The 26,589-nt window shown below is 40.7% G+C and carries 15 protein-coding genes and 1 tRNA gene; 9 read left to right on the forward strand and 7 right to left on the reverse strand.

Annotation, left to right across the window (positions count from 1 at the left end; all coding sequences use genetic code 11):
- Window positions 1-428 precede the first annotated feature (428 nt).
- Window positions 429-508, reverse strand: a tRNA-Leu gene (locus tag ACIQ32_RS04405).
- 240 nt (window positions 509-748) lie between these two features.
- On the opposite strand from ACIQ32_RS04405, the gene ACIQ32_RS04410 reads away from it, so the two are divergent.
- The 8 genes from ACIQ32_RS04410 to ACIQ32_RS04445 all read left to right on the forward strand — a co-directional run bounded on the left by ACIQ32_RS04410 (window position 749) and on the right by ACIQ32_RS04445 (window position 9,326).
- Entirely contained in the window at window positions 749-1,690 is a 942-nt protein-coding gene (locus tag ACIQ32_RS04410; RefSeq protein WP_396194478.1) for a ribose-phosphate pyrophosphokinase, read from the forward strand.
- A 179-nt stretch (window positions 1,691-1,869) separates the two neighbouring features.
- Window positions 1,870-2,478 (forward strand): 50S ribosomal protein L25/general stress protein Ctc, encoded by a 609-nt coding sequence (locus ACIQ32_RS04415; RefSeq protein ID WP_396194479.1) that lies wholly within the window; start codon window positions 1,870-1,872, stop codon window positions 2,476-2,478.
- 223 nt (window positions 2,479-2,701) lie between these two features.
- Entirely contained in the window at window positions 2,702-3,325 is a 624-nt protein-coding gene (gene pth, locus ACIQ32_RS04420) for an aminoacyl-tRNA hydrolase (RefSeq protein WP_396194480.1), read from the forward strand.
- Between the two features lie 248 nt (window positions 3,326-3,573).
- Window positions 3,574-5,613 carry a M43 family zinc metalloprotease gene (locus ACIQ32_RS04425; RefSeq protein ID WP_396194481.1) on the forward strand — a complete coding sequence of 680 codons (2,040 nt, stop codon included), beginning with the start codon at window positions 3,574-3,576 and terminating at the stop codon, window positions 5,611-5,613.
- Between the two features lie 91 nt (window positions 5,614-5,704).
- Window positions 5,705-6,637 (forward strand): bifunctional riboflavin kinase/FAD synthetase, encoded by a 933-nt coding sequence (locus ACIQ32_RS04430; protein WP_396194482.1) that lies wholly within the window; start codon window positions 5,705-5,707, stop codon window positions 6,635-6,637.
- A gap of 123 nt (window positions 6,638-6,760) precedes the next feature.
- Window positions 6,761-7,201 (forward strand): hypothetical protein, encoded by a 441-nt coding sequence (locus tag ACIQ32_RS04435; protein WP_396194483.1) that lies wholly within the window; start codon window positions 6,761-6,763, stop codon window positions 7,199-7,201.
- Window positions 7,202-7,279: 78 nt separating this feature from the next.
- The gene (gene bioB, locus ACIQ32_RS04440) at window positions 7,280-8,365 is read left to right on the forward strand and encodes a biotin synthase BioB (protein WP_396194484.1); all 1,086 of its coding nucleotides are present in this window, start codon (window positions 7,280-7,282) and stop codon (window positions 8,363-8,365) included.
- 100 nt (window positions 8,366-8,465) lie between these two features.
- On the forward strand, window positions 8,466-9,326 hold the full coding sequence (locus ACIQ32_RS04445) for a cupin-like domain-containing protein (RefSeq protein ID WP_396194485.1): 861 nt from the start codon (window positions 8,466-8,468) through the stop codon (window positions 9,324-9,326).
- A 15-nt stretch (window positions 9,327-9,341) separates the two neighbouring features.
- Here ACIQ32_RS04445 and ACIQ32_RS04450 read toward each other — a convergent pair whose 3' ends face one another.
- Together ACIQ32_RS04450 and ACIQ32_RS04455 are read right to left on the reverse strand one after the other, a co-directional pair.
- Window positions 9,342-13,520 carry a choice-of-anchor D domain-containing protein gene (locus tag ACIQ32_RS04450; RefSeq protein ID WP_396194486.1) on the reverse strand — a complete coding sequence of 1,393 codons (4,179 nt, stop codon included), beginning with the start codon at window positions 13,518-13,520 and terminating at the stop codon, window positions 9,342-9,344.
- A gap of 132 nt (window positions 13,521-13,652) precedes the next feature.
- Window positions 13,653-20,657 carry a choice-of-anchor D domain-containing protein gene (locus ACIQ32_RS04455; protein WP_396194488.1) on the reverse strand — a complete coding sequence of 2,335 codons (7,005 nt, stop codon included), beginning with the start codon at window positions 20,655-20,657 and terminating at the stop codon, window positions 13,653-13,655.
- A gap of 992 nt (window positions 20,658-21,649) precedes the next feature.
- On the opposite strand from ACIQ32_RS04455, the gene ACIQ32_RS04460 reads away from it, so the two are divergent.
- Entirely contained in the window at window positions 21,650-22,117 is a 468-nt protein-coding gene (locus ACIQ32_RS04460) for a regulatory protein RecX (protein WP_396194498.1), read from the forward strand.
- A gap of 378 nt (window positions 22,118-22,495) precedes the next feature.
- On the opposite strand, the gene ACIQ32_RS04465 is transcribed toward ACIQ32_RS04460, so the two are convergent.
- The 4 genes from ACIQ32_RS04465 to ACIQ32_RS04480 all read right to left on the reverse strand — a co-directional run bounded on the left by ACIQ32_RS04465 (window position 22,496) and on the right by ACIQ32_RS04480 (window position 26,408).
- Window positions 22,496-23,677 carry a beta-ketoacyl synthase N-terminal-like domain-containing protein gene (locus tag ACIQ32_RS04465; protein WP_396194489.1) on the reverse strand — a complete coding sequence of 394 codons (1,182 nt, stop codon included), beginning with the start codon at window positions 23,675-23,677 and terminating at the stop codon, window positions 22,496-22,498.
- Between the two features lie 315 nt (window positions 23,678-23,992).
- On the reverse strand, window positions 23,993-25,264 hold the full coding sequence (gene bioA / locus ACIQ32_RS04470) for an adenosylmethionine--8-amino-7-oxononanoate transaminase (RefSeq protein ID WP_396194490.1): 1,272 nt from the start codon (window positions 25,262-25,264) through the stop codon (window positions 23,993-23,995).
- An 88-nt stretch (window positions 25,265-25,352) separates the two neighbouring features.
- On the reverse strand, window positions 25,353-25,970 hold the full coding sequence (bioD, locus tag ACIQ32_RS04475) for a dethiobiotin synthase (protein ID WP_396194491.1): 618 nt from the start codon (window positions 25,968-25,970) through the stop codon (window positions 25,353-25,355).
- A gap of 36 nt (window positions 25,971-26,006) precedes the next feature.
- Window positions 26,007-26,408, reverse strand: a complete 402-nt coding sequence (locus ACIQ32_RS04480) for a GxxExxY protein (RefSeq protein WP_396194492.1) — start codon at window positions 26,406-26,408, stop codon at window positions 26,007-26,009.
- Between the last annotated feature and the right edge of the window lie 181 nt (window positions 26,409-26,589).

Below are 26,589 nucleotides of genomic sequence, written 5' to 3' on the forward strand. Positions count from 1 at the left end.
TGACTTGTCAGGTCAAACACCTCAAAGCCATCATTCACTCCCGATGGGTCGGCCTCACAGATTTGGTAATCCGCTAAAGCAGCCACCGTTGGTAATGGGTTAACCGTTAAAGGTTGTTCTACCAATAAATAACAATTACAATTCTACAAGAATTTATAAACCTATCCATAAACATAAATAAGGTATACAATACTTACAAGGTATAAAATTATAACAAAAAATGGAGTGAAAACCAATTAAGCTTTCTAATTTATAGAATTTTAAAAGGCAAAAGAAAAAAAGTATTTAATGTATGTGATTGATTTTTAAGTTTTTAAAAACCGCATATTGATAGAAAAAGAGAGATACATATATGAGTTCTACAGCAATCAAATTATACAAAAAATAAAAAACCTCAAACTATTATACATAGCTTGAGGTTTTTAAAGTACCCGGAGTGGGAATCGAACCCACACTCCTAAGAACACGAGTTTGAGTCGTGCGCGTCTACCAATTCCGCCATCCGGGCAATCGCATTTTGGACACTTTTGGTGTTTTGTGGGTGCAAATGTAAATAAATTTTTGTCACACCATCAAAAAAATAGCTAAAAAAATACTTTCAGACTCGGATTTAATTTCTAAATTTGCACCGCGTTAAAGCAACACACAACTAACTAACTACATCCGAGGCATTTATACCCTTTAGGTTTTTATTTGATAAAAGAACCCATTGAACAGTAGGTCCCGCGGAATAAAACAACAAATTACAATGTCGCATTTCGAACCCGAAGCAAAGATATTTGCCTGTTCTCAAAGCGTCCACTTAGCCGAACAAATAGCCAAAAACTATGGTGTTCCACTAGGTAAAGTTACGTTCTCAAAATATAGTGATGGCGAATTTCAGCCTTCGTTTGAAGAATCCATTAGAGGATTACGTGTTTTTATTGTTTGCTCTACCTTTCCGAGTGCCGACAATTTAATGGAGCTATTGTTAATGATTGATGCCGCAAAACGCGCCTCAGCCCGACACATTACTCCCGTAATTCCCTATTTTGGATGGGCCAGACAAGACCGAAAAGACAAGCCTAGAGTACCAATTGGCGCCAAGTTAGTAGCCAAACTATTGGAAACTGCCGGAGCCACCCGAATCATGACCATGGATTTACATGCCGATCAGATTCAAGGTTTCTTTGAAAAACCGGTCGACCATTTGTTTGCCTCGACTATCTTTTTACCCTATGTAAAGAGTTTGCAGTTAGACAATTTAACAATTGCTTCTCCGGACATGGGCGGTTCCAAAAGAGCTTATGCCTATTCTAAATTTTTAGAATCTGACGTAGTAATTTGTTACAAACAAAGAAAAGTAGCCAACGTTATTGATACGATGGAGTTGATTGGAGAGGTTAAAGGCAGAAATGTGATTTTGGTAGACGACATGATCGATACCGGAGGCACTTTAGCCAAAGCCGCCGATTTGATGATGGAAAAAGGCGCTTTAAGCGTTAGAGCGATTTGTACTCATGCTATCCTTTCCGGAGAAGCGTACGAAAAAATTGAGAACTCTAAGTTGTCAGAATTGATTGTGACCGATTCTATTCCGTTAAAGAAAGAATCCAACAAAATAAAAGTGGTGAGTTGTGCACCGCTCTTCGCCGAAGTAATGCACATGGTGCAACACAACAACTCTATAAGCGGGAAGTTTTTGATGTAGCGGTCAGCTTTCAGCGGTTAGCTATTAGCTAACTTGATGTAAAAAAAGATTGCGTTAAGGATTGGAGTCTTGTCAAAAACGAGACGAAAAGCCCGACATGAAAGGGAACGCCAAAAAAGCTAACAGCCAATAGCTGACAGCTCAAAAAAGTATTTTATTATTAACTATATATTTTTACAATGAAATCGATTACGATTAAAGGACAAGAAAGAGAAAGCGTAGGCAAAAAAGCTACTAAAGCCTTACGTGATGCTGGAATGGTCCCTTGCGTTATTTACGGAGGAACTACACCACAGCATTTTGCAGCAGAAGAAAAAGCATTCAAAAACTTGGTTTACACTCCAAACGCACACACTGTTGTAGTTGATTTGGCTGGAAAAACTACCAATGTTATTCTTCAAGACATTCAGTTCCACCCGGTGTCTGACAAAATTTTACACATTGATTTCTTTCAATTAAACGACAGCAAAGAAATCATTATGGAAGTTCCTGTGAAAATTACAGGCACTTCTCCAGGGGTATTATTAGGAGGTGATTTGCGTTTGAACCAAAGAAGATTAAAAGTAAAAGCGCTACCTAAAAACCTTCCTGATTTTGTAGAAGCTAACATCTCTGAATTGCAAATGGGTAACAAATTATACGTTACCAAATTGGAGACTAAAAACTTCAAATTGATGCACCCGGACAACACCGTGGTTTGTCAAGTGAAGATTTCACGTGCCGCTATGAAAGCCGCTCAAGAAGCAGCCAAAGCAGCCAAAGCTCCGGCAAAAGGAAAGAAAAAATAATTTATTTCCAAGTTATACTGAAAGCCTCGTTGAAAAACGGGGCTTTTTTATTTTGGAGCGATCTCGTCTCTTGGGACGAGACGGGCATTCTTGGCCACCCTATTCCCACCATCTGCACTACGCGGTAGTTGCTTCTGTCGGGGCTAAATGACCGCCTAATGGCTTCTTTGTGAATTTTTAAATTTTCAAATTATCTCATCTTCAAATTAGCTACTTTTGCCTCATGAAATGGTTGACCCAATTATTTACCAATACAACAACTTCTGAAAACAAATTGGAAATGAAGAAATTCCTCATCGTAGGTCTCGGAAACATCGGTGCCGAATATGTAAATACCCGACACAACATTGGCTTTAAAATTTTAGATTTTGTAGCCCAGCAACACGGCTTGTCTTTTGAAACCGCCAAACTAGGCGCTATCACCGAGTATAGCGTTAAAGGCAGAAAGCTGATTCTTTTAAAACCCAATACTTACATGAACCTCAGCGGGAAAGCCGTACACTATTGGATGGAAAAAGAAAACATTGCCAAAGAAAACGTATTGGTCATTACCGATGATTTGAATTTGCCCTTCGGCACAATCCGCATCAAAGGCAAAGGCAGCGATGGCGGTCATAATGGCCTAAAAAACATCCAACTGATTTTAAACTCTACCGAATATCCGCGGTTTCGATTTGGCATCAGTGACGAGTTCAAAAAAGGCCAACAAGTAGATTACGTATTAGGAGAATGGACCGAAGCAGAAAAAAACAAACTGCCCGAACGCTATGAAATGGCCCAACAAATCATTGAATCTTTTGCCTTGGCGGGACTAAACAACACCATGAACAGTTTTAACGGAAAATAACCAATTACTGCTCATTTCACCTATGAGAATCACCTCAATATATAGGCCACAACTGTCTGTTATAAGCTACAGAACAGCCTTATTTTAAGCAAAATAGCCTTCCATAACAAAGTGAGATAAGAGGTTTCTGCCAAACATTCATCAAATTTGTTAAAAAAAAACTTTTTATTTAATTTTTTTTATGAAGGAATTGATTTTTTTTTACTTTTACGCGCTATTAGTTATCTTACTATCACAAACTTAAAATCATGAAAAAAATTACTTTTATGTCTTTGCTACTGCTGTTATCCTTTAATTTAGGTTACAGTCAAGAAGCAAAACAAAAAACTCTTTTCGGGAAACCCGTTACTACTACCTCACCTAGCGGATTAATTCGTTGTGCATCTACAGAATACGAACATTTTCTACAAGAAAACGACCCAAAAAGAGCCACAAATGCTGAGTTCGAAGCATGGATTGCGCCTTTAATCGAAAAATACAAAGCTAGTCCGGAATACCGCTCTCAATCGGGAGGTGTTATTACAATCCCTGTTGTAGTTCACGTTATCCACAGCGGTCAAGCTGTAGGTGTAGCGCCAAACATTCCTGATGAACAAGTTGAATCACAAATCACAGTATTGAATCAAGACTTCAGACGTTTGGCCGGAACACCAGGTTTTAACAGTAATGCTGTTGGTGCTGATACTATGGTACAATTTGCATTAGCCAAAGTTGACCCGAACGGAAACCCAACCAATGGTATTGTTAGACACAACCTTTGCCAATCCTCATGGACGACTGCAGCCATTAACAGCACTGTTAAACCAAATACCATTTGGGATCCAACGCTTTATATGAACATGTGGAGTGTACAATTCTCAGACGCAACTTTATTAGGATACGCTCAATTCCCAAGCAACTCTACTTTAACTGGTTTAAATGCCAGTGGTGGTGCGGCCGAGACTGATGGTGTAGTTTCTAATTACTCTTATTTTGGATCAAGAACAATTTTCCCTGGCGGCTTATATGCAGATTTCTCTTTCGACAAAGGAAGAACCATGACGCATGAAGTAGGACATTATTTAGGTTTACGTCACATATGGGCAGAAGACGGAACAGCTTGTGTTGCAGATGACTATTGTAATGACACCCCAAGAGCAGGTGCACCAAATTACGGTTGTCCAACTGGCACAAATTCGTGTCCGTCACAACCCGGAAATGACATGATTGAAAATTACATGGACTACACCGATGATGCTTGTATGAACATCTTTACTGCTGATCAAAAAACAAGAATTACAACTGTAATGAACAATGCAACGCGAAGAGTTACCTTAAAAACTTCTACCAGAGATATTGCAATTCCTTTATTCGCTAATGATGCTGAATTAAAATTGGAAAATGTTTGTGCCGGAGCAACCAGTGGTTGTGGCGCTGGTTCTTCAGCAACTATTAAGCTAACCATTTACAATCGAGGAACAGCTAATTTAACCGCAGCAGTTATTTCTTATAACATTAACGGTGGTACTAACTACACTTACCCATGGACAGGAAGTTTAGCACCAAATAAATTTGCCACTTTTGACATGCCGATTACCAATGCTGTCAATGGTACATTTAACGGAACCATCACTACCGCTAATGGTGTAACTGATCAAAGAAGTACTAACAACACTGTATCTGTTGCCTATACAGCACCGGGTGCCCCAACAAATTACACGTTCAACAATTACGTTTTCAGATTACAAAGAGACCGATATGGTTCTGAAACTACATGGAATTTAACCAATCAATCCGGAACAATTTTGTACAGTGGTGGTCCTTACACCAATACTACAACACTCCCTGCAATTTTTACTCAAAACTGGACTTTAGCTAACAATAACTGTTATACTTTTACTATCAACGATGCTTATTCTGATGGATTGTGTTGTAACTTTGGGGCAGGTTTTTATGATATCAAATCAACCGATGGTCTTACTACTGTAGCTTCAGGAGCTTCTTTTGGGGCATCTGAAACTAAATTGTTCACTGTAAATGTTTTAAGCAACGAAGACTTTGAAACATTAAATGACATTTATGTTTATCCTAACCCAACAAAAAGCATATTGAACATTGCAGTTCCATCCGGAATCGAAATGATTAAAGAGGTTACTATCTACAACTATTTAGGACAAACCGTCGCTCAAAAAAATATCGCAAGTGTTGATGATTTAGCTATCGATACTACAAATTACAGCAGTGGCGTTTACTTGATTACTGTGTCTAACGGAACGCAAACCAAAACATTGCGTTTTATTAAAGAGTAATTAATTAAACTTTCTCAAGAAAAGAGGATTGAATTCATTTTCAATCCTCTTTTCTTTTAAAATAAAATTTACTTTTGTAAAAAATCTGCTTTTGAAAACACATCTTTCTATTCATGCCTTCAAACCAAAAAACAAAACCATAGTAACTATAGGTACTTTTGACGGGGTTCATCTAGGGCATCAAAAAATACTGGAACAAATTATTTCAGCTGCGAAATCCAGTGATTCTGAAAGTTTGGTCTTAACCTTTTTTCCCCATCCGAGAATGGTTTTACAAGAAGGCAGCGAAATGAAGCAACTCAACACCTTAAACGAAAAAATATCGCTTCTGGAAAATTTAGGTATTGATAATTTAGTAGTTCACCCATTCGATAAAGACTTTTCCCGAATGACAGCCGAAGAGTTTGTTAAAGAAGTTTTGGTAGATACATTTCACCTGAAAAAAATAATCATTGGTTATGACCATCGTTTCGGGAGAAACCGAACCGCCGATATTAATGACCTGAAAACTTTTGGAGAAACCTACGGCTTTGAAGTTGAACAAATCACCGTGAAACAAATCAACGAGGTTTCCATTAGCTCAACCAAAATTCGAACAGCTCTGGCAGAAGGCAATATCGAACGCGCTAACGAATACCTGGGTTATCCTTATTCGTTGACCGGATTAGTGACTAAAGGACAACAATTGGGAAGAACCATTGGATATCCTACAGCCAACATTACTTTGGAAGAAGACTACAAGCTCATTCCGCAAAATGGCGTTTATGTTGCCCAATGCGTTCTTAACGGCCAAACCGTTTTCGGGATGATGAATATAGGTCATCGCCCTACAGTTAACGGTACAAATCAAACCATAGAAATTCACTTCTTTGACTTTAACGAAGATATTTACGGACAAAAAATAACGGTTTCTTTATTAAAACGCTTGCGCAACGAAGAGAAATTTCCCTCACTTGATTCACTAAAAGAGCAACTTAACACCGATAAAACCAACGCAAAATCATTCATTGCGACGCTAAAATAAAATTATAAAAAATTGATTTTCAGTACTCTATATTTTTATTTTATGTTAAAAGAAAGTATTCCCCTGAAATAATTCACTAATTTTGATAGACTCGTTGTGTTTATTCACTTAAAAGCTATCCAAATGAAACTTCCTAAAGAACTCTTCAACGGTCTCTTAATTTTTATCGGTATTGCACTCTATTTCATAATCATGGAACTGATGGGTTTGTCAAAAGAGATATACCTCAGAATGCTAAATGCCGTTTTTGTGTATTATGGTGTTCGGCGTACCCTAAAAACCAATTTTCAAGAAGGCAAATCGGGCTATGTATTCAACTTAATTTCGGCCGGATTAACAGCCATATTAGGAGTATTCTTGAGCGTTCTGGGATTACTGATCTATATTTATGCGCGAGGCGGAGATGATTATATTAACAACCTGTCGGGTGAATTTATTTTCGGCGGAAACCCAACCGCCAATCAATATGCCTTTGGTCTTTTGTTTGAAGGAATTGCCTCCGCAGTAATCATCGTATTTATTGCTATGCAACTTTGGCGGAATAAAACCGCTACTTCCGATTAATTACTAGCCTTTTCTCCTTGGCAAAATTGTAACTTAAAGACAAATTACCTACTTTTGAGGCAATATAAATTAGCACCTATGAGTATTACAAAACACAATTGGACTAAAGAAGAAATCATCGCTATATACAATAAACCATTAATGGATTTACTCTATGAAGCCGCTTCGATACACAGAGAACATCACGACCAAAATGTGGTACAAGTTTCTACCTTGCTGTCTATCAAAACCGGCGGTTGCCCCGAAGATTGTGGCTATTGCCCACAAGCCGCTCGCTATCACACCAACATAGAAGGCAACGATTTAATGACTGTAAGTCAAGTCAAAGCACAAGCCTTAAGAGCTAAATCAAATGGTTCATCCAGAGTTTGCATGGGCGCGGCTTGGCGTAATGTGAAAGATGGGGAAGAATTTGACCAAGTTTTGGAAATGGTGAGAACCATCAACAAACTTGATATGGAAGTGTGTTGTACTTTGGGAATGCTTACCGAAAATCAAGCCAAACGATTGGCGGAAGCCGGACTATACGCCTACAACCACAATTTAGATACTTCGGAAGAATATTATAAAGAAGTGATTTCTACCCGCGGTTTTGAAGACCGTTTGCAAACCATAGAAAACGTCCGTAAAACCAACGTTACGGTATGCAGTGGCGGAATCATCGGAATGGGAGAAAGTATAGAAGACAGAGCAGGAATGTTAGTGGCTTTGTCAACCTTAAATCCACAACCCGAATCGGTGCCAATTAATGCTTTAGTAGCTGTTGACGGAACGCCGATGGAAAACGAAAAACCGGTAGCCATTTGGGAAATGATCCGTATGGTAGCCACAACCCGTATCGTGATGCCGGAAACCCAAGTACGTTTGTCAGCCGGAAGAACCGAAATGTCACGCGAAGGACAAGCCATGTGCTTCTTTGCCGGCGCCAACTCCATTTTTGCCGGTGATAAATTGTTAACTACACCCAATCCGGATGTGAATGAAGACATGAAAATGTTTGAAACCTTAGGATTGCAGCCGCAAAAACCATTCATCAAAATCATGCAACCCAAAACGGTTGAAGCCGAAGATTCTCAATACCAACCCTTAGGCGAAAAACCAAAATGGTCGAGACCTGGACATACTATTGAACGCAATCTGGAAGCGTCAACCAAAGGCAAATAAGTTAACATTATCCTAAAGATTAATAATTTGTTTAGCTTTTTATAACTTTGCTCTCGGTATCCTTACCGAGAGTTTTTTTTTCTTTTTACCTGAACAGTCTATGTCGCTAAACCTAACAGAAATTGAACGCGTAAAAACCATTTCAAAAGAGGATTTTTACAACCTGTATGTAAAAAAGCAAAAGCCCGTTGTAGTAGAACAACTTACTGCTGATTGGCCGGCTTATGAAAAATGGAATCTGGAATATATTAAACAAGTAGCGGGAGAAAAAACAGTTCCGCTATATGATGACCGCCCGGTTTCGCACAAAGACGGTTTCAACGAAGCCCACGCAAAAATGAAAATGAGCGATTACATCAACTTGCTAAACACTAAACCTACCAATTATCGCATTTTCTTATACAACTTAATGAGAGAAGTTCCGGTGTTGAAAAACGATTTCAAATGGCCGGATATCGGTTTGAAATTGGTTAAACAATTGCCCATGCTTTTCTTTGGCGGAGAAAATTCAAAAGTTTTCATGCATTACGACATTGATTACTCAAACATACTGCACTTTCACTTTCACGGTAAAAAAAGATGTGTGCTTTTTGCGCCCGACCAATCGCCTTATCTGTATAAAGTACCGCATGCTTTGATTGCGAGAGAAGACATCGATTTTGACCAACCCGATTTTGACCAATGGCCGGCATTAAAAAAAGCAAAAGGACTGGTAACCGATTTAAAACATGGTGAAATGCTCTACATGCCCGAAGGCTATTGGCATTATATGAAATATGTTACACCGGGTTTTTCGATGAGTTTGAGAGCTTTCCCAAGAAGTTGGAATCATTTGTCTAAAGCTGCATATAACGTTTTTATCATGCGCCATTTCGACAACTTAATGCGCCATTGTAAAGGACAAAAATGGATTGATTATAAAAACGAACAAGCCATTGTCAATACCAATAAAAACCTGTAAAAACAACCCGGATAATTATTGAAGTATCACCTTTCTGGTTTCGGTAACACCGTTTACAAAGGTTACCTTAACTATTAAGGTTTGTGGGTTGGAGATTGGAGAAGTTTGATAAGAAGTACGATTAATGTCTTTAACCATCAACAAACGTCTGCCCAAAATATCATAAACAGCAACGGAAGCTATGTTTTCGCTGTCGCTCAATAATGAAATTTGATGATTGTTTGAAGCTACTATTAAACCAATACCACTTTCAAAATCAGTATCCGATAAAGTTTGATTGGTGAATCTCAATACAAAACGAGAGTTAAAAGTACCGGTTGTAGTAGTAAAAGTATAAGGGGCTGTTTTCAAATTATGAATCACATTTTGCAGTCTGTCTTCTAAATAAACCCCTTCGATAGCCGTAAATAATCCGTCAAAATTTTCCAAACTAATGCTGAATTCTCCCGCCAAATTGGAAGAATATCCTAACGGAACCATATCACTGTTGGCAAACGGCAAAGCTCTTCCTTGTATGGCTAAAGATTTATTTAGGCAAAGCGAATAGAAATTAATAACATTGCTTGCGCTAAAAGTAGAACCATCAAAATCCCTATCCAATTCGTTGGTAGCATTTTGAACATACCCAATCAAAGTTTGTTTGAAAGCCCCTTGGGTATTGGTCAAATTAAGCCAAATTCTATGACGCTCTAATCCGGTATTAGACTGTAAGCTGTTTTGACTTCTGAAAAATTCAGTATTGTTCCCGGTAACTCTCATCGTGTTGTTAAAAGTCACATTGCCATTGGCTAACCCTTGTATAAAAAACCCTTGTCCGGAGGCTATCATCCCGGAAGGTACTGTGTTGTTAACCCCTAAATTGGTCGCCGCTGTTCCTACTCCACCTAATAAATTGTAAACGGCATAGTCATTAACGGTATAAACATTATTAGCAAATGCCGTATTGTGTGTCCACAAATAAATGGTTCCGCCAACCAAACCGGTATTTGAAGCAAATCCTAAGAACAAATCGGCATCAATTGCAGAGGCATAAGGATTCCCTATCAAATTCCATGGACTGGCTCCAACAACTATTGGCGTTTGAATAAAACCATTATTGTTACTTCCGGCAAATTGCGCATTATAAACAGCAGCTGTAGCAGTAAAAGATTCAGGTGAACGCACTATATAACCTTTCCCCGGTGCCATTACTGTTGTCCCTAAAGTATATTGCCAATTACCCGCAGTTGGGTTAAAAGCATAAAATCTATCAGGAGAAGTTTGGGGTGATAAATTCGTCAAGGTTTGCCCACCTACCGGCGATGACCAATAAGTATAGTCATACAGCTTCATCGGTGAAGTTGTTCTTTTAACAATTAGGTTTCCTGAGTTAATAGCAAAATCATTGCGTTGGACTAAACTACCGGCGTTTTCAATAGTAATTGTACCACTGCTCTGTAAATCACTCTCTATCAAAGCATAGTCGGCTGCGTCAATGGTTAGATTTCTACCTGTGTTTATTTGACATTTACAGCCTAATAAATTGCCGTGCAAACTCGTATTATAATCGGCATCTAAAATGGCTTTTACGCCCGATGTAGGTTGTCCGTTACTCCAGGTTGATCCGTCCCAAGTAGAGGTCAATTCCTTTCTGCCAAACAAAGTTACATTGTCTATGGCCCAAATTTCCTGCGCTGAATTAGTAATCAAAGAAACCCTAATGGCTAGGTTGGCCACTTTAGGAAGATTAGAAACTACTATAGTGCTGTATCCTTCGGTAGTTTGATAATTAATACCGGAAGGCGCTACAGTCGGCGCGAAAACAGTAGCTACATTAAATCCTGTGTAGTTTTTACTGGCTGTGCCAATTCCGGCCGTATAATTCCAAACCGAATTCGTCAGCCCTTGAACTTGGACTTCATTAGACCAGGTAGTTCCACCATTGGTACTTACCGCTACAATTACCCTGTCGGTATTATCCAAACCATTAGTAAGCGAAGTTGAATAAGCCCCAAGTCGAACATTCAATTCTACGTCACTAAAGGTAGTGGTATTGATATTAGACATGGTTAAAACCCCTGTTCCACTTCCTGCGTTTTGCAAAGCGGTAGCCCCTAAAAAACGGCTACTCAATCCACTGTCTCCGGAAACGGCATGACCTACTCCCGTGGTTAAGGTAGCAGTTGCTCCACTTAAAGTGTAACCCCAGGTTGGTGTGGCAGGCGTAGTTTCAAAATCTTGAATGGCAATAGTTTCTCGTGCCCCAAAATCACAACCGGTATAGTCTAAACCATAACCACTAATGGCGAAGGTATAAGGATTTTCGTTTAAATCATTATTAATTATAGTAACCAAAGCATCTCTGAGTCCGATAGCAGAAGGATCAAATCGAATGGCAAAAGTGGTAGAAGCGCCTACTGCCAATGGACTGGTTGGTAAAGAAATTACCGTATAATCGGAAGCTGCTGCCCCTGATATTGTTATCGCCCCAATGGTTAATACCGCGGTTCCTGTATTCTGAATAGTAAATACTCTATCAATAGTTCCGGAGGTCACATTGATGTAATCGAAAAAAGTATCATTAACAAAAGTTGGTATCGTACTACCGCTGGCTATGGGTTGACCATTACCAAAAATATCTGCTTCCGGGGTTATACCGTTTCCTTGTATCAAAAAATTATACGGATTCTCGTTACTGTCATTATTGGCAATAGATACCATAGCGGTTCTGATTCCTGGTGCAGACGGATTAAAATTAATCGAAAATGTACGGAAAGAACCCGGGATAATAGCGCCGGACGTTGGCGTAGTAACCAAAGTAAAATCTCCCGGATTGGCACCGCTTATCGTTACATACGGAGTCGGATCGGTCAAGAGCAAAGTTAAAGTTCCCACATTTCTGATTCTGAAATCTTTGGTTTGATTGGTAACGCCTACGGTTTGTGGGTCAAATAAGGTGTTGTTCCCGGTATTTGGGATTAAACTTCCGTCAAGAATGGGAGCGGTTCCTCCGGTATGTCCTACCATGTCTATTTCGGGTACCGGATCAAAACCATACCCTTGTATGTGGAAAACATAAGGGTTTTCATTGGCATCGTCACTGGCAATATTTACAATGGCGCGTCTTAGTCCGGGCGCGCTGGGATCAAAAACAATAGTCAACTGCCTTAAACTGATAACCCCACCGGACACAGCCGCTATTGGACCCGGAGCATCTGTCCCTGTGGCAAAAACAGTAAAGTCGCCGGGATTCAAACCGGTGATCGTTACCCCTGAAGTAGTTAAAACTGCTCCTCCCAAATTCTGAATTTCAAAAGTTCGAGAAACGCTTGTGCTTAAAGTTGATGTTGGCGCCGCTAAACTTGAATACTGGGTACCGTCGGAAATGCTTGGTATGGTATCGTTGTGTAAAATTGTGGTTGAAAAACAAGTTACATTAATCTCGGGCGCAGGGGTTCCATAGGTTCCAATAATTCTGATATCATCCAAGCCAAACTCATCACTGTTCCCGCTTCCGCTTAGTTCCTCACTACTCCATCTTAAATAATAAAAGGCTCCGGGAGCAATATTTAAACCGGTAATAATGATAGATCTTGAAGGAGATAAGCCTACGCTAACCCATTCCAAAGCATCGGCAGTTTCGGGTGAAGAGAAATCTAACATAGATTCATCTTGATACACCACATTGTCCAAAGAATGTGAGAAGTTGAAGGAACTCGACTTGTTTTCGTCATTTCTGACAAACAAATCATACTCTACTTGTAACTGTGTGATACTGCTTGTCCCGTTGTTTCTGATTCTTAAAGTGATGGAACCCGGGGAAAACTCAGTGCCCGATGGCTGAACCATCAAGGCCGGATTCGCCACAGAACCGGGTAATTCGGTGAAAGCATAAATTCCGTGCGTAACTACTCCGCCGGTTACCGAACCTCGACCAAAAGCATCAACCGTTTGAGTACCGCCAAAATTTAAGGTTCCGAAACTAAACCCTTTTACTTCCCAAGCATTAGAATTAAGGCGTCCTGCTATGGTTGGATTGGGAGAAAATCCGGCACCGGTATATGAAGTACTTGGATTAGTACCGGCAGTAGTGGGCATGCTGTTCGAAAAGTTGAGCAATACCGATGGCGAAGCATTAGTGATAGAAACTTGCCCGAAAGTGACTACGGGTAAAAGCAACAACAAGAACAGTAGCGCTCTTGTTGTGTTATACATTGAAAGTAGTATTCTTATAATCATTTGTTTAAACCTATCCTGATACGATTCGCAAATTAAACATTTTCAACTCTTTAGAGCACTATTTTTTCTATAAAAATTGCTTTTTTTTCGTTTAATAACAGTATAATACTATAAAATAATCTTTTTAGTGACTACAACGCCGTTTTCTAACGTCACTTTTACAATAAGTGCCTGGTTGCTTTGGGTTATATTTCCTCTGCTGAAACTAAGATCATTAACCGTTTTGGCATTCAATAATTCTCGGCCTAAAACATCATAAACCAAAATACCTTTAATATTTTCTCTGATGGAATTAACCGAAAGTACTCCATTATTTCCGGATACGATTACCGTATTGGCCAGCGATTCATACTCTTCATTCCCTAAGGTGCTGTTAGTATATCTGATTATAAATCGGTTATCTATGATTCCTTTATTAGCATTAAAAGAATAAGGCGATTGTTTCAAATCGTGGATTACATTCAAGGCTAAATCTTCTAAGTAAATAGTAACATCCTCTGCAAAAATACCGTCGGTTTTTTTGATGGCAATAGTATGATTTCCATTAGAAACAATATTGACACCCATTGGTACTTGGTCGCTGATATTGAATGGCAATGGTCTTCCCTGAATGATAAATGGTTTTTGATCAATTATCGAATACAAACTCACTTTACCGCGTGGGGCAAAGAAGCAATCGTAAGCGCTATCATATTCTAAAGTAGAATTTGCGGAATATCCCAACAAAGTGGTGTCCACTTGTCCGTCTGTGGTATTGATAATGTCTAACCAAATGCGGTGTTTTTCTTCTGTTGGAACGCCCGCATCCGAGTTCACAGAAGTGTTATTGTTTCTGAAGAAAGTTGAGTTATCATAAATCGCGTCTGCAGCTGCTAAACGCAAACTGTTGTTAAACGTTAAATCGGTGGCATAAGTATCCGGACCTGATGAGAATAAGGTTCCGGCACTGTGCAGCATATTTACCATAAAGCCTTGACCAGAAGCAATTTTTCCGTTAAAACTTGGCTCAGTAGAACCCATACTGTTGTACATTAAATAATCCGGCAGGTAACTGTATCCGAAGTTGCTGTAATAAGGATTGGTAGTATTAGACAATCCTAAACCGTGTCTCCAAATCCAAATGGCCGGTTCAATTCTAGTCGAATTCAAAGCCATAAACTCATCGGCATCGATGGCTGAAGGATAAGGATTTCCAACCAAATTCCAGTTGTCATCATAACTAGTGGTTAACGCATTGGTAGTATTTACCGGATCGGCATCATAGTCGGGACCGTTATAAGTACCGCGTTTGATTTGAATGGTAAACTGACCATTATTAGGTTTGCCTTGACGGAACGTATGCGTAGCGGTAATTGGTGTGGCCGAACCGTTAAAGGTACGGGCTATATATCCTTTTCCTCTAACCATTAACCCGGAAGCAGCATTCCAATTCCCCATGGTTCCGTTGGTATTTAAAAAAGTAGGATTCCAAATATAACGCCATCCACTAGGCAAACCGGTTACATTGTAATTGTCTATTGGCGCACTCCAATACACATAATCCACATGCTTGGCGGTAAACGCTCTTCTCACTTGGAACTTCGTAGGAGTTGAAGTATAATCTCCGATATTGGTATCGGTTTCATTTACTTGAATCAACTGTGCATCATCATTAATTAAAATGTCTCCGTTGTTGGTTAAACGATTGTTTACTCTGATATAATCGCCCACAGAAGCGGTTAAAGTTCTGCCGGTGGCCAAAGTCAAATCGCCTGAAGCTACCAAATCGTTAGAAACCGAAGTGGTAAAGTTATTGTCCATTAAAACATTATAGAATACTTCTGTCCCTAATGGCGCTACTGTGTTAATAATTTGCGGCGTTGGTGAGCCAACAAAATGCACTGTTCCGTTGCCTTCATCAAAAGCATTGTTGTTTTTGTTATTGGTCCAGTTGCCGTATAAATAAATTTGTCCGTCGGCTGTTAAACTGTTGCCGTCGTTCATGTCTAAAGCGCCGTCTACCACTGTGTTGGCAATGGTTAAGTTACCGTGTACTTCCAATCTATTATTAATGTTACCCGAAACTTCCACGCCTTCTCCCGTAATGGTTAAGTTTCTGGCTTTAGCAATAAAATTCAAATAGTTGGCAAAAGGTGCCGTGGCGTCTACCACCGCTCTGCGATCATAAGTAGTATCGGGTACCAATACATCAACGGTTTCATCCGGCACTATTAAAGTATCCCAGTTTTCACAGTTGAACCAGTTGGTGTCTCGGCGTCCGCTCCATTTTCCGTTTACATAAATATCGGTATCTATGTGAATCAAGGTACAACCGCCTAAATAATTGTAACCTCCGGCGTTATAAGCCGTATTATCAGCATAAGAATCCCAATTGGCTTGGTCATTAATAAGTGCAATCCAATCGAATTTTCCTCTGGTTAAATTTGAGAAATCGGTGGCATCCGGATCATCAAATTTCACGCGGCCGTCACCAATTGGCGCTACGGTGCTAAAACATTCCATACTCGGATACAAGGTAGACCAACGGGTACAACCATCGGCTCCACTGCCGGAAGGCACACACAAACCGTCACCCGGAGCAGTGTTCCAACCACTTTCTGTCCAGCCGTACAATACGTTTCCGGTATAGGTAGAAGAATGCCCGGTATCGTTAGTCCAAACGCCGCCTTGCATAAACCAAACATCATCATCGCTATTGATTCCTAAACCTCCAACGCCACTACCAGAAATGGCTGTCTTGGTCCAATTGGTATCAATTGCACCACAAGTATAAACGTCATAATGGCTGGCAGAAGTTACCGAAGTATTGGTAGTTTGAATGGTAATAATTGTTCCTTTAGGCAAAGTGCTTCCGGTTCTGGTAATGGTAATCACTCCTTCTGTTCCGCCCCAAAGATTGGCAAAACTTCTCTCATAACCATTATCGGTAATGAATAAAGTAGTACCCGGTAATAAATCGCGGAAGCATACAAAAGCAATTTGATCTAATCCGGTACCATCGTAATTATAGTTTACAGCCAATACCGCCAAATCGCCCGGAGTTAAAACGGTTACTACCGAAATATCAAACAAGGTACTGCCGGCTCCGGTTAAGCCCGTGGCGGTTGCACCTAAAGTAAAATCGGTTCCGGTTACAGTGTGGGTTATTCCGGTAAAAGTAGCTACTCCGGCCACAGCAGCCACCGTAATGGGTGATCCTGTCATGGTTCCTGTACTGGTAATACTGATGTTTCCGGTAAAATTAAGGTCTCTGTTATTACAGTTGTCGGTAGCGCTAACCACTACATTGGTCATGGCGCTGTTAACTCCTGTAGTGATGGGTTGCGTGGTAAATACCAGTTTGGTTGCCGTTACGGCAATAACATTACTCGAGTTTGCCGAAGTTCTGGTGTAAGCTGTTACTAATCTTCCTGAACCGGTTGGACTGAAAACAATATTGGTTCCATTCACTATGGAAAACCCAAAATCTTCTCCGTCGAAAGCATCGGCTCCTAATGGACATTTTAAAGTCAATCGCATTGAAATAACTTTATCAGTTCCGTCGGCTACAGAAACAGTCATTCCTGAAAATTGTATTTGTGTGCCCGAAACCGTACCCGAACCCACTAAGGTAGCTCCATCAAACAAAGCCACAGATTCAATGGCATCTGACCAAGTAGACACCTGGTTTCCTGCCGATTGTGTCAAAATCAAATCGGTTAAAATGGTTGGCAATACATCCGCATCTAATAAGTCGGAGCCACCATCTCTTATTCTAAATTGCCACACTTGTACTCCATCAGTAACAGTACTGATTGTTCCGATTACTGTACTGGCGATATTTGCTGTTTCACTGGCAGTTACATTAAAGATATCCGATTCGGCTGTTCCGGTTCCGGTTCCGCTAAAATTCACCACATAAGGGTTTTCATCGCTGTCGTTATTGATAAAAGAGATACTACCGGTAAACGTTCCGGTACTCGTTGGGGCAAATACGATAGTAAAAGTAGTGGTAGACCCGCCGGCTATAGAGATAGGATAGGTTAACGCCGGACTCAAACTGAAAGGCGGATTCCCCGAGAAGGCATTCCCGTTGATGGTTAAACTTTGATTGCCCAAGTTTTCAATAGTAAACGTAATCGAAGTGCTGCTACCGGCTGTGGTATTGGCAAAAGCATAATTGCTACCGCTTAAATAATTGGTCGTAAGAATTCGGATATTGATTTCGCGATCGCGGTAACCACCTGTACAATGGTTGGTAGCCGTTAAATTCGTTAAGCCTGTAAGCGTTACTGTATTAGCACTCAAAGGAGCCGTTCCGGTCATTGACCAAGTCGTTCCGTCCCATTGCTGAGACAATGAAGTGTTTTCGGTACCATTGATGTCGGCGGCTACATAAGTTCCGTTGAAATTGTAAGTGGCCGTAAAAGTTCCGGCTCTGCTAATCGACCAGTATCGGGAAATAAAATGGGTCGAAGCGGTCATATCGGGATGCTTGGCATCTATTACTGAAACCCCTAAATAATCGCCGGTTCCTAATCCTGTTCCTGCTGTAATGTTTATCGTAGCCGGTGAGTATTCCATCGTACCGGTTTTGTCGCCAATGGGGTAGATAAAACTACCGATAGCCGTAAACTCTCGGCTCAACACTCCCGTATTTTCGGCTATGATATAATTGGAAGAGCTCGCCCCTGTAATGGTAGCTACTGCTCTCATGCTCATGGTGTTCACATCTAAGTCGATAATCCCTGCCGTTAAAGCCAAATTGGTTCCTATGGTTAAAGCCGAACCCAACACGCATCCAATCGCACCCGAAGTACGGTTGACTGTAAAATTCATCAACGTTTGTTGTGCCGCAGTACCGCTAAATCTTACCGTTCCTATAGAGCCCGTTCCTAAAAGCGTCAAAGCAGAAGAAGTAGTTCCGCCTCTAAAAGTTCCGGTGCCTGAAATGACATTTGCCACTCCGGCTGTTCCTATGGTTAACGATTCGTTGTTCAAATCGAAAACATCCGATGCTGTAGCAAAGCTAATGGCATTTCCACCCAGTGGAGCTGAAATAGCAAAAGTCCCGGCTCCTGTAAGTTGCACCGAACCAAATCCGGAAGGTGGTGCGAAAACCATATACGGAATGGTCAACGGATTCAAAGTAGTTGAAACTACTTGTGTAGCGGCATTGTTGGTAAAAAATACGGCACGGTTATTTCCGTTAAACGTCCCTGAAATCGTGGCATTGCCATTCAAATACAAATCGGCTCCCGACACTGACCCTAAGTTCACTGTACCCGAGCTGACAAAGTTGCCTAAAATCACCACATCGCTGTCTACATTTGGAAAAGTAAAAGTTCCCAAATTGGAAACCGAACCCCCAATGGTTAAAGTTCCGGTAGAACCCGGTGTTCCATTGGCCATGTCGAAAGTACTTCCGGCATCGATGGTAAAAGTCCCTAAACAAGCTTTGGCCAAAGGCGTTCCGTTGTTGTAATTTAAAGTAGTATTGTTTCCAATTCTAATGTTGTTAGGATAACCCGGGGTTACCCCAATGGTACCTATCCCTAAAGCCAACCACTCAAAACCTCTGCCATAAGTACCGGTGGTTCTGTAAGACAACAAAGAGCTGCTGCCGTAAATAGGAGAATTGGTATTGACAAACGCATTGGTATTCATCAATAAAGTGCCGTTTACCGTTAAGGCATTGGCGGTAGCGATGTCGATTCCGTTGTTCAAGGTTAAGGTTCCGGCTACCGGTCCAACGGCTTCGTTTAAGCGTGTTGGTGAATTAGCGTTAATCGTTACATTGAAAGGCGGATTGGCTATCGGCCAAAAAGCTTGTCCGGCGTTGATGTCGTAAAAAGCACCAGTCGCGTGGTTCATGTTTAACGTACTGGCACCACCGTATACAAAATCGTTTCCGGCGGCATAACCTCCTGCTTGAACAATAAAAGTTCCGTTGATGGTGGTCGTTCCGTTGTTGGTATAAGTAAACGCTCCGGTAGACAAACTCACTCCGGCATTCACCACTGTGGTAGTCCCAACATTACGGACAATGTTTGCCGCACTGGCAGCATTAGTTACGTTGTGCGCAATAGTTACATTATCAGCACTTGAAGGCACTATTCCTCCTACCCAAGTAGCGCCTACAAACCAGTTCCCGGGAGCTGCCGTAATAAATCCACCGGATATAGTAGTTACCGTTTGTGCACAAGAATTACCGCTGGTAGTAGGTGTTGCATTCACTGCTCTAACGCGATAGTAATATGTTGTTAATGGCGATAAACCGGAAACCACATAACTAGTAACACTTCCAACATTCAACCCGTTGTATCCTGAAACAAAACTGGAAAAATCGGCAGCGGTAGAAACATCTAAAATGTAACTGGCCGCTCCGGTCAAAGCTGCCCAGTTGGCTGTAAAGTCAGCAGCACCGATAGCGCTTCCTGCAGCAGAAACCGGACCGCGTAAAAAGTTGATAAAGTTGGTATTGTTAGCATTATTACCCGCTCCTAATGTATAACCGGTTCCAACGGTAACCCCTGTGGTTCCTAAATTAAAATCGCCAATTACTTCACCGGCATTGTTAACGGCGGCATAATTCCCTGTTCCGGCGGTTAAAGTGTTTCCAATTCTGGTCCCTGATGCAATTGCTGTCCATTGTGCAGCGGCTGCTCCTGCTCTTAACGTGTGAATATTATTGGCGACTCCTGCTTGCGTTCCACTTTTAATCATTACCATGTCATTGGTAGCAACATCCATTGTTCCTGTTCCGGCTGTAAAATAAGTGGTATTGGTTAAGCCAACATCCAAAGTAAAATCGGTACAACTGGTAGTTACATCAGTAGCCGTAGCATTGGCCACTCTCAGTATGATTAAAGTTCCTGCTCTAAGGTTACTCCACAAAGCATTGGTCGTGAATTGATATCCACCTCCTCCATCACTTACATTACTCCCGGAAAAATCTTTGACCCATAAACCCTGTAAATTGGCTCCGTCTTGTATTACAAGCAGTTCAATAACATCGCTTCCGCCAAGGGTGCCACCACCGTTGAGATACTTGTTAATCACTACACTTTGGGCTTGCAAAGCATTTACAACAAACAATAAAGAAAACGCAACGAGTAATTTTTTAAATTTCATATACAATAGTTACTATAGTTTCATAGCCATTTGTATTTTGTATGTGCTGATAATCAATAAACAGCACACCAAAAAAGGCTAAGATTTTGACAGTAGAAAAAGGGCATACAAAACTACAGCTAAATTAGTAATTTACAAGCGTTTTGCCTTAAGAAATTGTCATCAAAATGTAACTTTTGCGGATAATTAAATGAAAGTCATACAAAGCTTGCGTTTCTTGTAATTTTTTGACCCAATCGTTGTCGTATTTGTTTGATAGATAAGGTTTTAAGAAGTGTTGAAGAAGGGTTGTTGGTTGTTGGTTGTTGGTTGTCCGTTATCCGTTATAATCAGTTTAATCCGTGGCACCTTTGCGCTAAAAACTTTGTTTACTTTGTGCGAAAACTTTGTGCCCTTTGTGCTCCGACTGCACTTTGTGGTTAAGATGGTTACACGGAGACTCACAGAGGGTTAAGAGTTGGCACACGGATGAAACGGATGCTACGGATAAACACAGATAAAAAATCAGTGAAAATCAGTTTAATCTGTGGCATCTGTGGTAAAAAATTTAACCAAGAAGGACGCTAAGAACACTAAGACTTTGTGCGCTTTGTGTACAACTTTGTGGCCTTTGTGGTTAAATAAGTTACACGGAGACTCACAAAGGGTTAAGAGTTGGCACACGGATGAAACGGATGCTACGGATAAACACAGATAAAAATCCGTGAAAATCAGTTTAATCTGTGGCATCTGTGGTAAAAAATTTAACCAAGAAGGACGCTAAGAACATTAAGACTTTGTGCGCTTTGTGTACAACTTTGTGGCCTTTGTGGTTAAATAAGTTACACAGAGACTCACAGAGGGTTAAGAGTTGGCACACGGATGAAACGGATGCTACGGATAAACACAGAAAAAATCAGTGAAAATCTGTTTAATCCGTGCAAACTGTGGCCAAAAAATCGCCACTGCTGCTTCAAAAAAATCCTTACTTTTACACCAATCTTCACCATTGCATGACTGAAAAACCAACCCTTGCCGAAGCCACGCTGAAACTGGAATATTACTGTTCCTATCAGGAGCGTTGTCATCGGGAAGTGGTGGATAAGTTGTACCAACTCGGCCTGAAAAGTGAGGAAATTGATACGATAGTCGTGCATTTGCTCCAGCATAATTTTCTCAACGAAGAGCGCTTTGCCCGCAGTTTTGCCCGAGGCAAACACCGTATCAAAGGCTGGGGCAAAATCAGAATTGTCAACGAATTAAAGCAAAGACACATTGCCGCGCCCAACATCAAAGCGGCTTTAAGTGAAATCTCCGAAGAGGATTACCAAACTACTTTTCACCAATTGGCCGAACGCCATTGGCAAAGCCTAACCGAAAGAGCCGGACAAAAAAAGAACAAAAAATTCTGCGATTATTTATTGCGAAGAGGTTGGGAAAGTCATCTCGTTTACGAAAAAATGAAAGAGCTAGAGGGATAGTTTTCAGTGGTCAGTGGTCAGTGGTCAGTTCGTTACACAGAGATACACAGATGAAACGGATATTACGGATAAACACAGATAAAAAATCAGTGAAAATCAGTTTAATCCCTGGTATCGGTGTGCCGAAAACTTTGTGTTCTTTGTGGCTAAACTTTGTGTTCTTTGTGCTCCATCCTTGTGGGCTTTGTGGTTAAGATTGTTACACAGAGAAAACGGAGAAAAAAGGAGATTCACTGAGTTTTATTAAACAGTAAGAAGTTAAGGAAAATTAAGGTTTTCATTAAGGCTTAAGAGACTTAATGGAGTATCTTAACTTCTTAATGGTAAAATTTACCTTCGCATACCTTTTTTTTCTGTGGTTGTCTGTGTAACTGCAACTTAAAATGCTCTGCTCAACAATACACTCACCGCATTGCCTCCAAAACCTACCGCATTAATCAGCACATTGCGTATCGCTTTGCGCGGATTGGGCTCTTGGATATAGGGAATTCCTATAAAAGTTTGGTGTTGCATCATGAATAAAGCCAGTTCTAAATTGAGCATGCCCGAAGCCCCGAAAGTATGGCCGATTTTCCACTTGTTGGTGGTTAACATCGGTAGTTTTTCACCAAAGATTTTTTGAATGGCTTTGTATTCCGAAGTGTCGCCTTTGAGCGTTCCCGGTGCGTGCATAACTATGGCATCGACTGCTTCTAAAGGCGTATTTTGCAAGGCCATGGCCATCGATTTTTGGAAACACAAGGCTTCTTCAGAGATGGAAATATTGTGTTGCAAATCGTCGGTTGCATAACCGATACCCGTGATGTAGCCAAGGGCATTCGGTTTATCGCCTACTTCCAAACAAGCCACGGCTGCGGCTTCGCCGAGAACCATAGTGTTTTTGGTTTTGGTCAAATCGAAGGCACGACAAGGCCATTCGGCAAGCTCGGGCTGAGAGTCGTTTGGATGGGCATAAATCTTTAAAGCTTGCATTTGGGCCAACGTAAAAGCGGTCAACGGTGCTTCACTGCCACCTACCAAAAACTTAGTCGCCATCCCCGATTGCAGCCAAGCCACAGCATTGAGTATGGCATGCAAAGCGGTAGAACACGTAATGGAGTGCGAGATTTCGGGACCGGCACTTTTTAAATCGTGGGCAATCCAAGAGGCAATATTGCCCAAAGTAGTAGTGGGCGAAGTGAGCGTGGCGGTTTTTCCGGTTTCCAAAAACTCTTGGTGGTATTTCTCAAACAATTGTGTGGCGCCACGAGACGACCCGATGTTGATACCGAACGCATCGCTCTCCAACCAACCCGCTTCCGAAACGGCTTTGCGCGATACTAAAATGGCCATGAGCACGGTTTCGTCTAAGGCTTTGTATTTGTTATCTTCTTGGCGAAGCGCATCGATTTCGGTTCTGATGGCTGCCGGAATCCTCGCGACGTACTCGTTTTTCCCTTTAAATGCTTTGGTGGTAATGAGTGTTTGGGGAGAAAGATAGTGTTCCCAAATCGACTCAGGGTTTTTCCCTAAGGGCGAAATGGAAGCGAGTGACGTTATGGCGATTTTGGTGTGCAGCATGGTTGTGAATTGTGGGGCAAAGGTAGTTATTATTGGGGAAAAGTGTTCAGTGTTCAGTGTTCAGTTGTGGGTTGGCACGCGGATGAAACGGATGCTACGGATGAACACAGATAAAAGATCATTGAAAATCAGTTTAATCCGTGGTATCGGTGTGCTGAAAACTTTGTTTACTTTGTGGTTAAACTTTGTGTTCTTTGTGCTCCATCCTTGTGGGCTTTGTGGTTAAGATAAATTTTACCATTAAGAAGTTAAGATACTCCATTAAGTATCATTAAGCCTTAATGAAAACCTTAATTTTCCTTAACTTCTTACTGTTTAAACCATCTCAACAGCGCCTTCAACTATACTATAAACCTTTTCCAATTGTTCCTCCGAAATAATGTAAGGCGGTAAAATGTAAACGATATTCCCCACCGGTCGCAAAATTACGCCGTGTTCTATGAAGAATTTATAGAGTTTCATGCGCATGGAACCGTAGTAACTTTCGTGGGTTTCGGTTTTGATTTCGAGGGCAAAAATGACACCGGTTACCCTAGTGGTTTTGACTTTAGGATGGTGTTTTATTTTTTCGGCAAAAGCCAAATGACTGTTGTTAATGCGGACGATGTTTTGCTGCATTTCGGGTGTTTCCAACAATTCGATGGCGGCTAATGCGGCGGCACAACCTGTTGGATTGGCCGTAAAAGTATGGCCATGGAATAAGGCTTTGTTGACATCGTCATTATAAAATCCGTCGAAAATGTTTTGGGTAAAAGTGGTAACCGCCATGGGAATGGTACCGCCGGTAAGTGCTTTGGAAAGACACATCATATCGGGTTTGTTTTGCAAGTAATCGGAAGCAAAAGTTTTGCCCGTTTTCCCAAAACCGGTCATGACTTCATCGGCTATGGTAAACACTTGGTGTTGTTGACAAAGTGCAATCATTTGGTCTAAAATGTCGGCTTCATACATCACCATACCTGCCGCGCCTTGCACTAAAGGTTCGAAGATAAAGGCGGCAAATTCGTTGGTCTGAATTAATTCGGTTATCGCTTGTAAAGCCTTGGTTTCATTGCCTGCTGTTGGCACCGGAATGCGCACCACTTCGAGTAAAGAACCTTTGAAAGCTTCGGTAAAAAAGGTAATGCCACTCGACGCCATAGCGCCAAACGTATCGCCGTGAAATGCGTCTTCAAAAGCAATGATTTTGGTGCGTTTTGTCCCTTGGTTATAATTGAATTGCAAGGCTGCTTTGAGTGCCACTTCGACTGCAGTAGAACCGTTGTCGGAGTAGAAAATTCGCTTTTGGTTGGACGGTAAAATCGACAACAATTTTTCGGACAATTGTACCGCTTTGTTGTGGGTAAATCCGCCGAATAAAACGTGTTCTAAAGTGGTCAATTGTTGGTAAATCGCCTCTGCCATTACTTTGTTGGAATGGCCAAACGGGTTCACCCACCACGAGGCAATGGCGTCGATGTATTCTTTGCCGTGTTCGTCCCAAAGCAAAGCGCCTTCGCCTTTAACAATAGCCGGCAATAGGCCTGTGGTTTTGTGTTGGGTATAGGGATGCCAATTATATAATTGGTCTTTTTCAGATAATGTCATTTTCTACCATTAAGAAATTAAGGTCTTACATTAAGCAAAGTTAAGCTTAATGTATTTCTTAATTAGGCTTAACTTCTTAATGTTACAATTAAAGATTCAAAAGGTTGTCCCGAAATTTATCGGCGTAATATGAAATTACATTGGCATCGAAGTACGGTTCGTTGTCAATTCGACCGATAAACTTGACTCCGGTTTTATTCAAAATTATGCTTTCGGTGGCTTGGTTTTCATCGCCTGAGAAAATGATGCCGGCTATTTTTATTTTTCGTTTTTGCAAGGCTTCGATGGTTAGCAACGTATGGTTGATGCTGCCCAAATAATGACGGGATACAACGATGACTTTATAATCCGGTTGGATTAAATCGATTACACAGTCGTTGTCATTTAGCGGAACCAAAACGCCGCCGGCGCCTTCAACAACAAGATGGTTGTTGGTTTTGGGTTCTTTGATTTGATTTAAATCGATAGTAATCCCGTCTAACTCGGCCGCTAAGTGCGGACTCGCGGGAGTGTTTAAAGCATAAGCATTCGGATGGAATTGGGATTTGGAATTTAGGATTTGGGATTTGACTTTATGCGTATCAGAAAGTGCTAAATCGCCCGCTTGAACGGGTTTCCAATAGTCGGCTTCTAAGGCTTGGGTTACTATAGCCGAGGCGACTGTTTTACCTACATCGGTACCGATTCCTGTGATGAATAGTTTCATATTATTAGCCACGGATAAAACGGATTGAACGGATTATCACTGATTTTTTAAATTAATTTTTTTATCATTAGTGTAAATTAGTCTTTTAAACTCGGGTTCTTCACCGAAATTTAATAGTAAGCCAACTTCCATTGGAGTAGCTTTAAGATAATTGATTGTTTGAGCTACATGAACATTCATAATTAATTGAGCTGCTTTTAATTCAACTATTACTTTATCTTCCACAACTAAATCTGCATAATATTCCCCTACTAGTTGTTCTTTAAAATAAACTTTAATGGGTTTTTCAATTTCAACATGATATCCTTGATTTTTCAACTCTAAACACATCGCGTTTTGAAATACTTTTTCAAGAAAACCATATCCTAAAGTATTGTATACCTCATAATAAATTTTCAATATAGCATCGCTTTCCCTTTTATGTAAAAAATCTGCCATTCTTAATTTGTGAAAATCTGTCAAATCTGTGTCATCTGCGTTCCAAACACAAAAGTACTCAACAATTTGATGATAATTTAAATTTTAAGAAGGTAAGTTTTAACATTAAGAAGTTAAGAAAAATTAAGGTTTTCATTAAGGCTTAATCAAACTTAATGATAGTGCTTAACTTCTTAATGGT

The sequence above is a fragment of the Flavobacterium sp. genome, assembly GCF_044373165.1.
Taxonomy (GTDB): Bacteria; Bacteroidota; Bacteroidia; order Flavobacteriales; family Flavobacteriaceae; genus Flavobacterium.

Excerpts from the sequence above, each read along its gene's own strand:
- ACIQ32_RS04410 (WP_396194478.1), top strand. The coding sequence starts at position 749 with ATGTCGCATTTCGAACCCGAAGCAAAGATATTTGCCTGTTCTCAAAGC.
- ACIQ32_RS04415 (WP_396194479.1), top strand. The coding sequence starts at position 1,870 with ATGAAATCGATTACGATTAAAGGACAAGAAAGAGAAAGCGTAGGCAAA.
- pth (WP_396194480.1), top strand. The coding sequence starts at position 2,702 with ATGAAATGGTTGACCCAATTATTTACCAATACAACAACTTCTGAAAAC.
- ACIQ32_RS04425 (WP_396194481.1), top strand. The coding sequence starts at position 3,574 with ATGAAAAAAATTACTTTTATGTCTTTGCTACTGCTGTTATCCTTTAAT.
- ACIQ32_RS04435 (WP_396194483.1), top strand. The coding sequence starts at position 6,761 with ATGAAACTTCCTAAAGAACTCTTCAACGGTCTCTTAATTTTTATCGGT.
- bioB (WP_396194484.1), top strand. The coding sequence starts at position 7,280 with ATGAGTATTACAAAACACAATTGGACTAAAGAAGAAATCATCGCTATA.
- ACIQ32_RS04445 (WP_396194485.1), top strand. The coding sequence starts at position 8,466 with ATGTCGCTAAACCTAACAGAAATTGAACGCGTAAAAACCATTTCAAAA.
- ACIQ32_RS04450 (WP_396194486.1), bottom strand. The coding sequence starts at position 13,520 with ATGTATAACACAACAAGAGCGCTACTGTTCTTGTTGTTGCTTTTACCC.
- ACIQ32_RS04455 (WP_396194488.1), bottom strand. The coding sequence starts at position 20,657 with ATGAAATTTAAAAAATTACTCGTTGCGTTTTCTTTATTGTTTGTTGTA.
- ACIQ32_RS04460 (WP_396194498.1), top strand. The coding sequence starts at position 21,650 with ATGACTGAAAAACCAACCCTTGCCGAAGCCACGCTGAAACTGGAATAT.
- ACIQ32_RS04465 (WP_396194489.1), bottom strand. The coding sequence starts at position 23,677 with ATGCTGCACACCAAAATCGCCATAACGTCACTCGCTTCCATTTCGCCC.
- bioA (WP_396194490.1), bottom strand. The coding sequence starts at position 25,264 with ATGACATTATCTGAAAAAGACCAATTATATAATTGGCATCCCTATACC.
- bioD (WP_396194491.1), bottom strand. The coding sequence starts at position 25,970 with ATGAAACTATTCATCACAGGAATCGGTACCGATGTAGGTAAAACAGTC.
- ACIQ32_RS04480 (WP_396194492.1), bottom strand. The coding sequence starts at position 26,408 with ATGGCAGATTTTTTACATAAAAGGGAAAGCGATGCTATATTGAAAATT.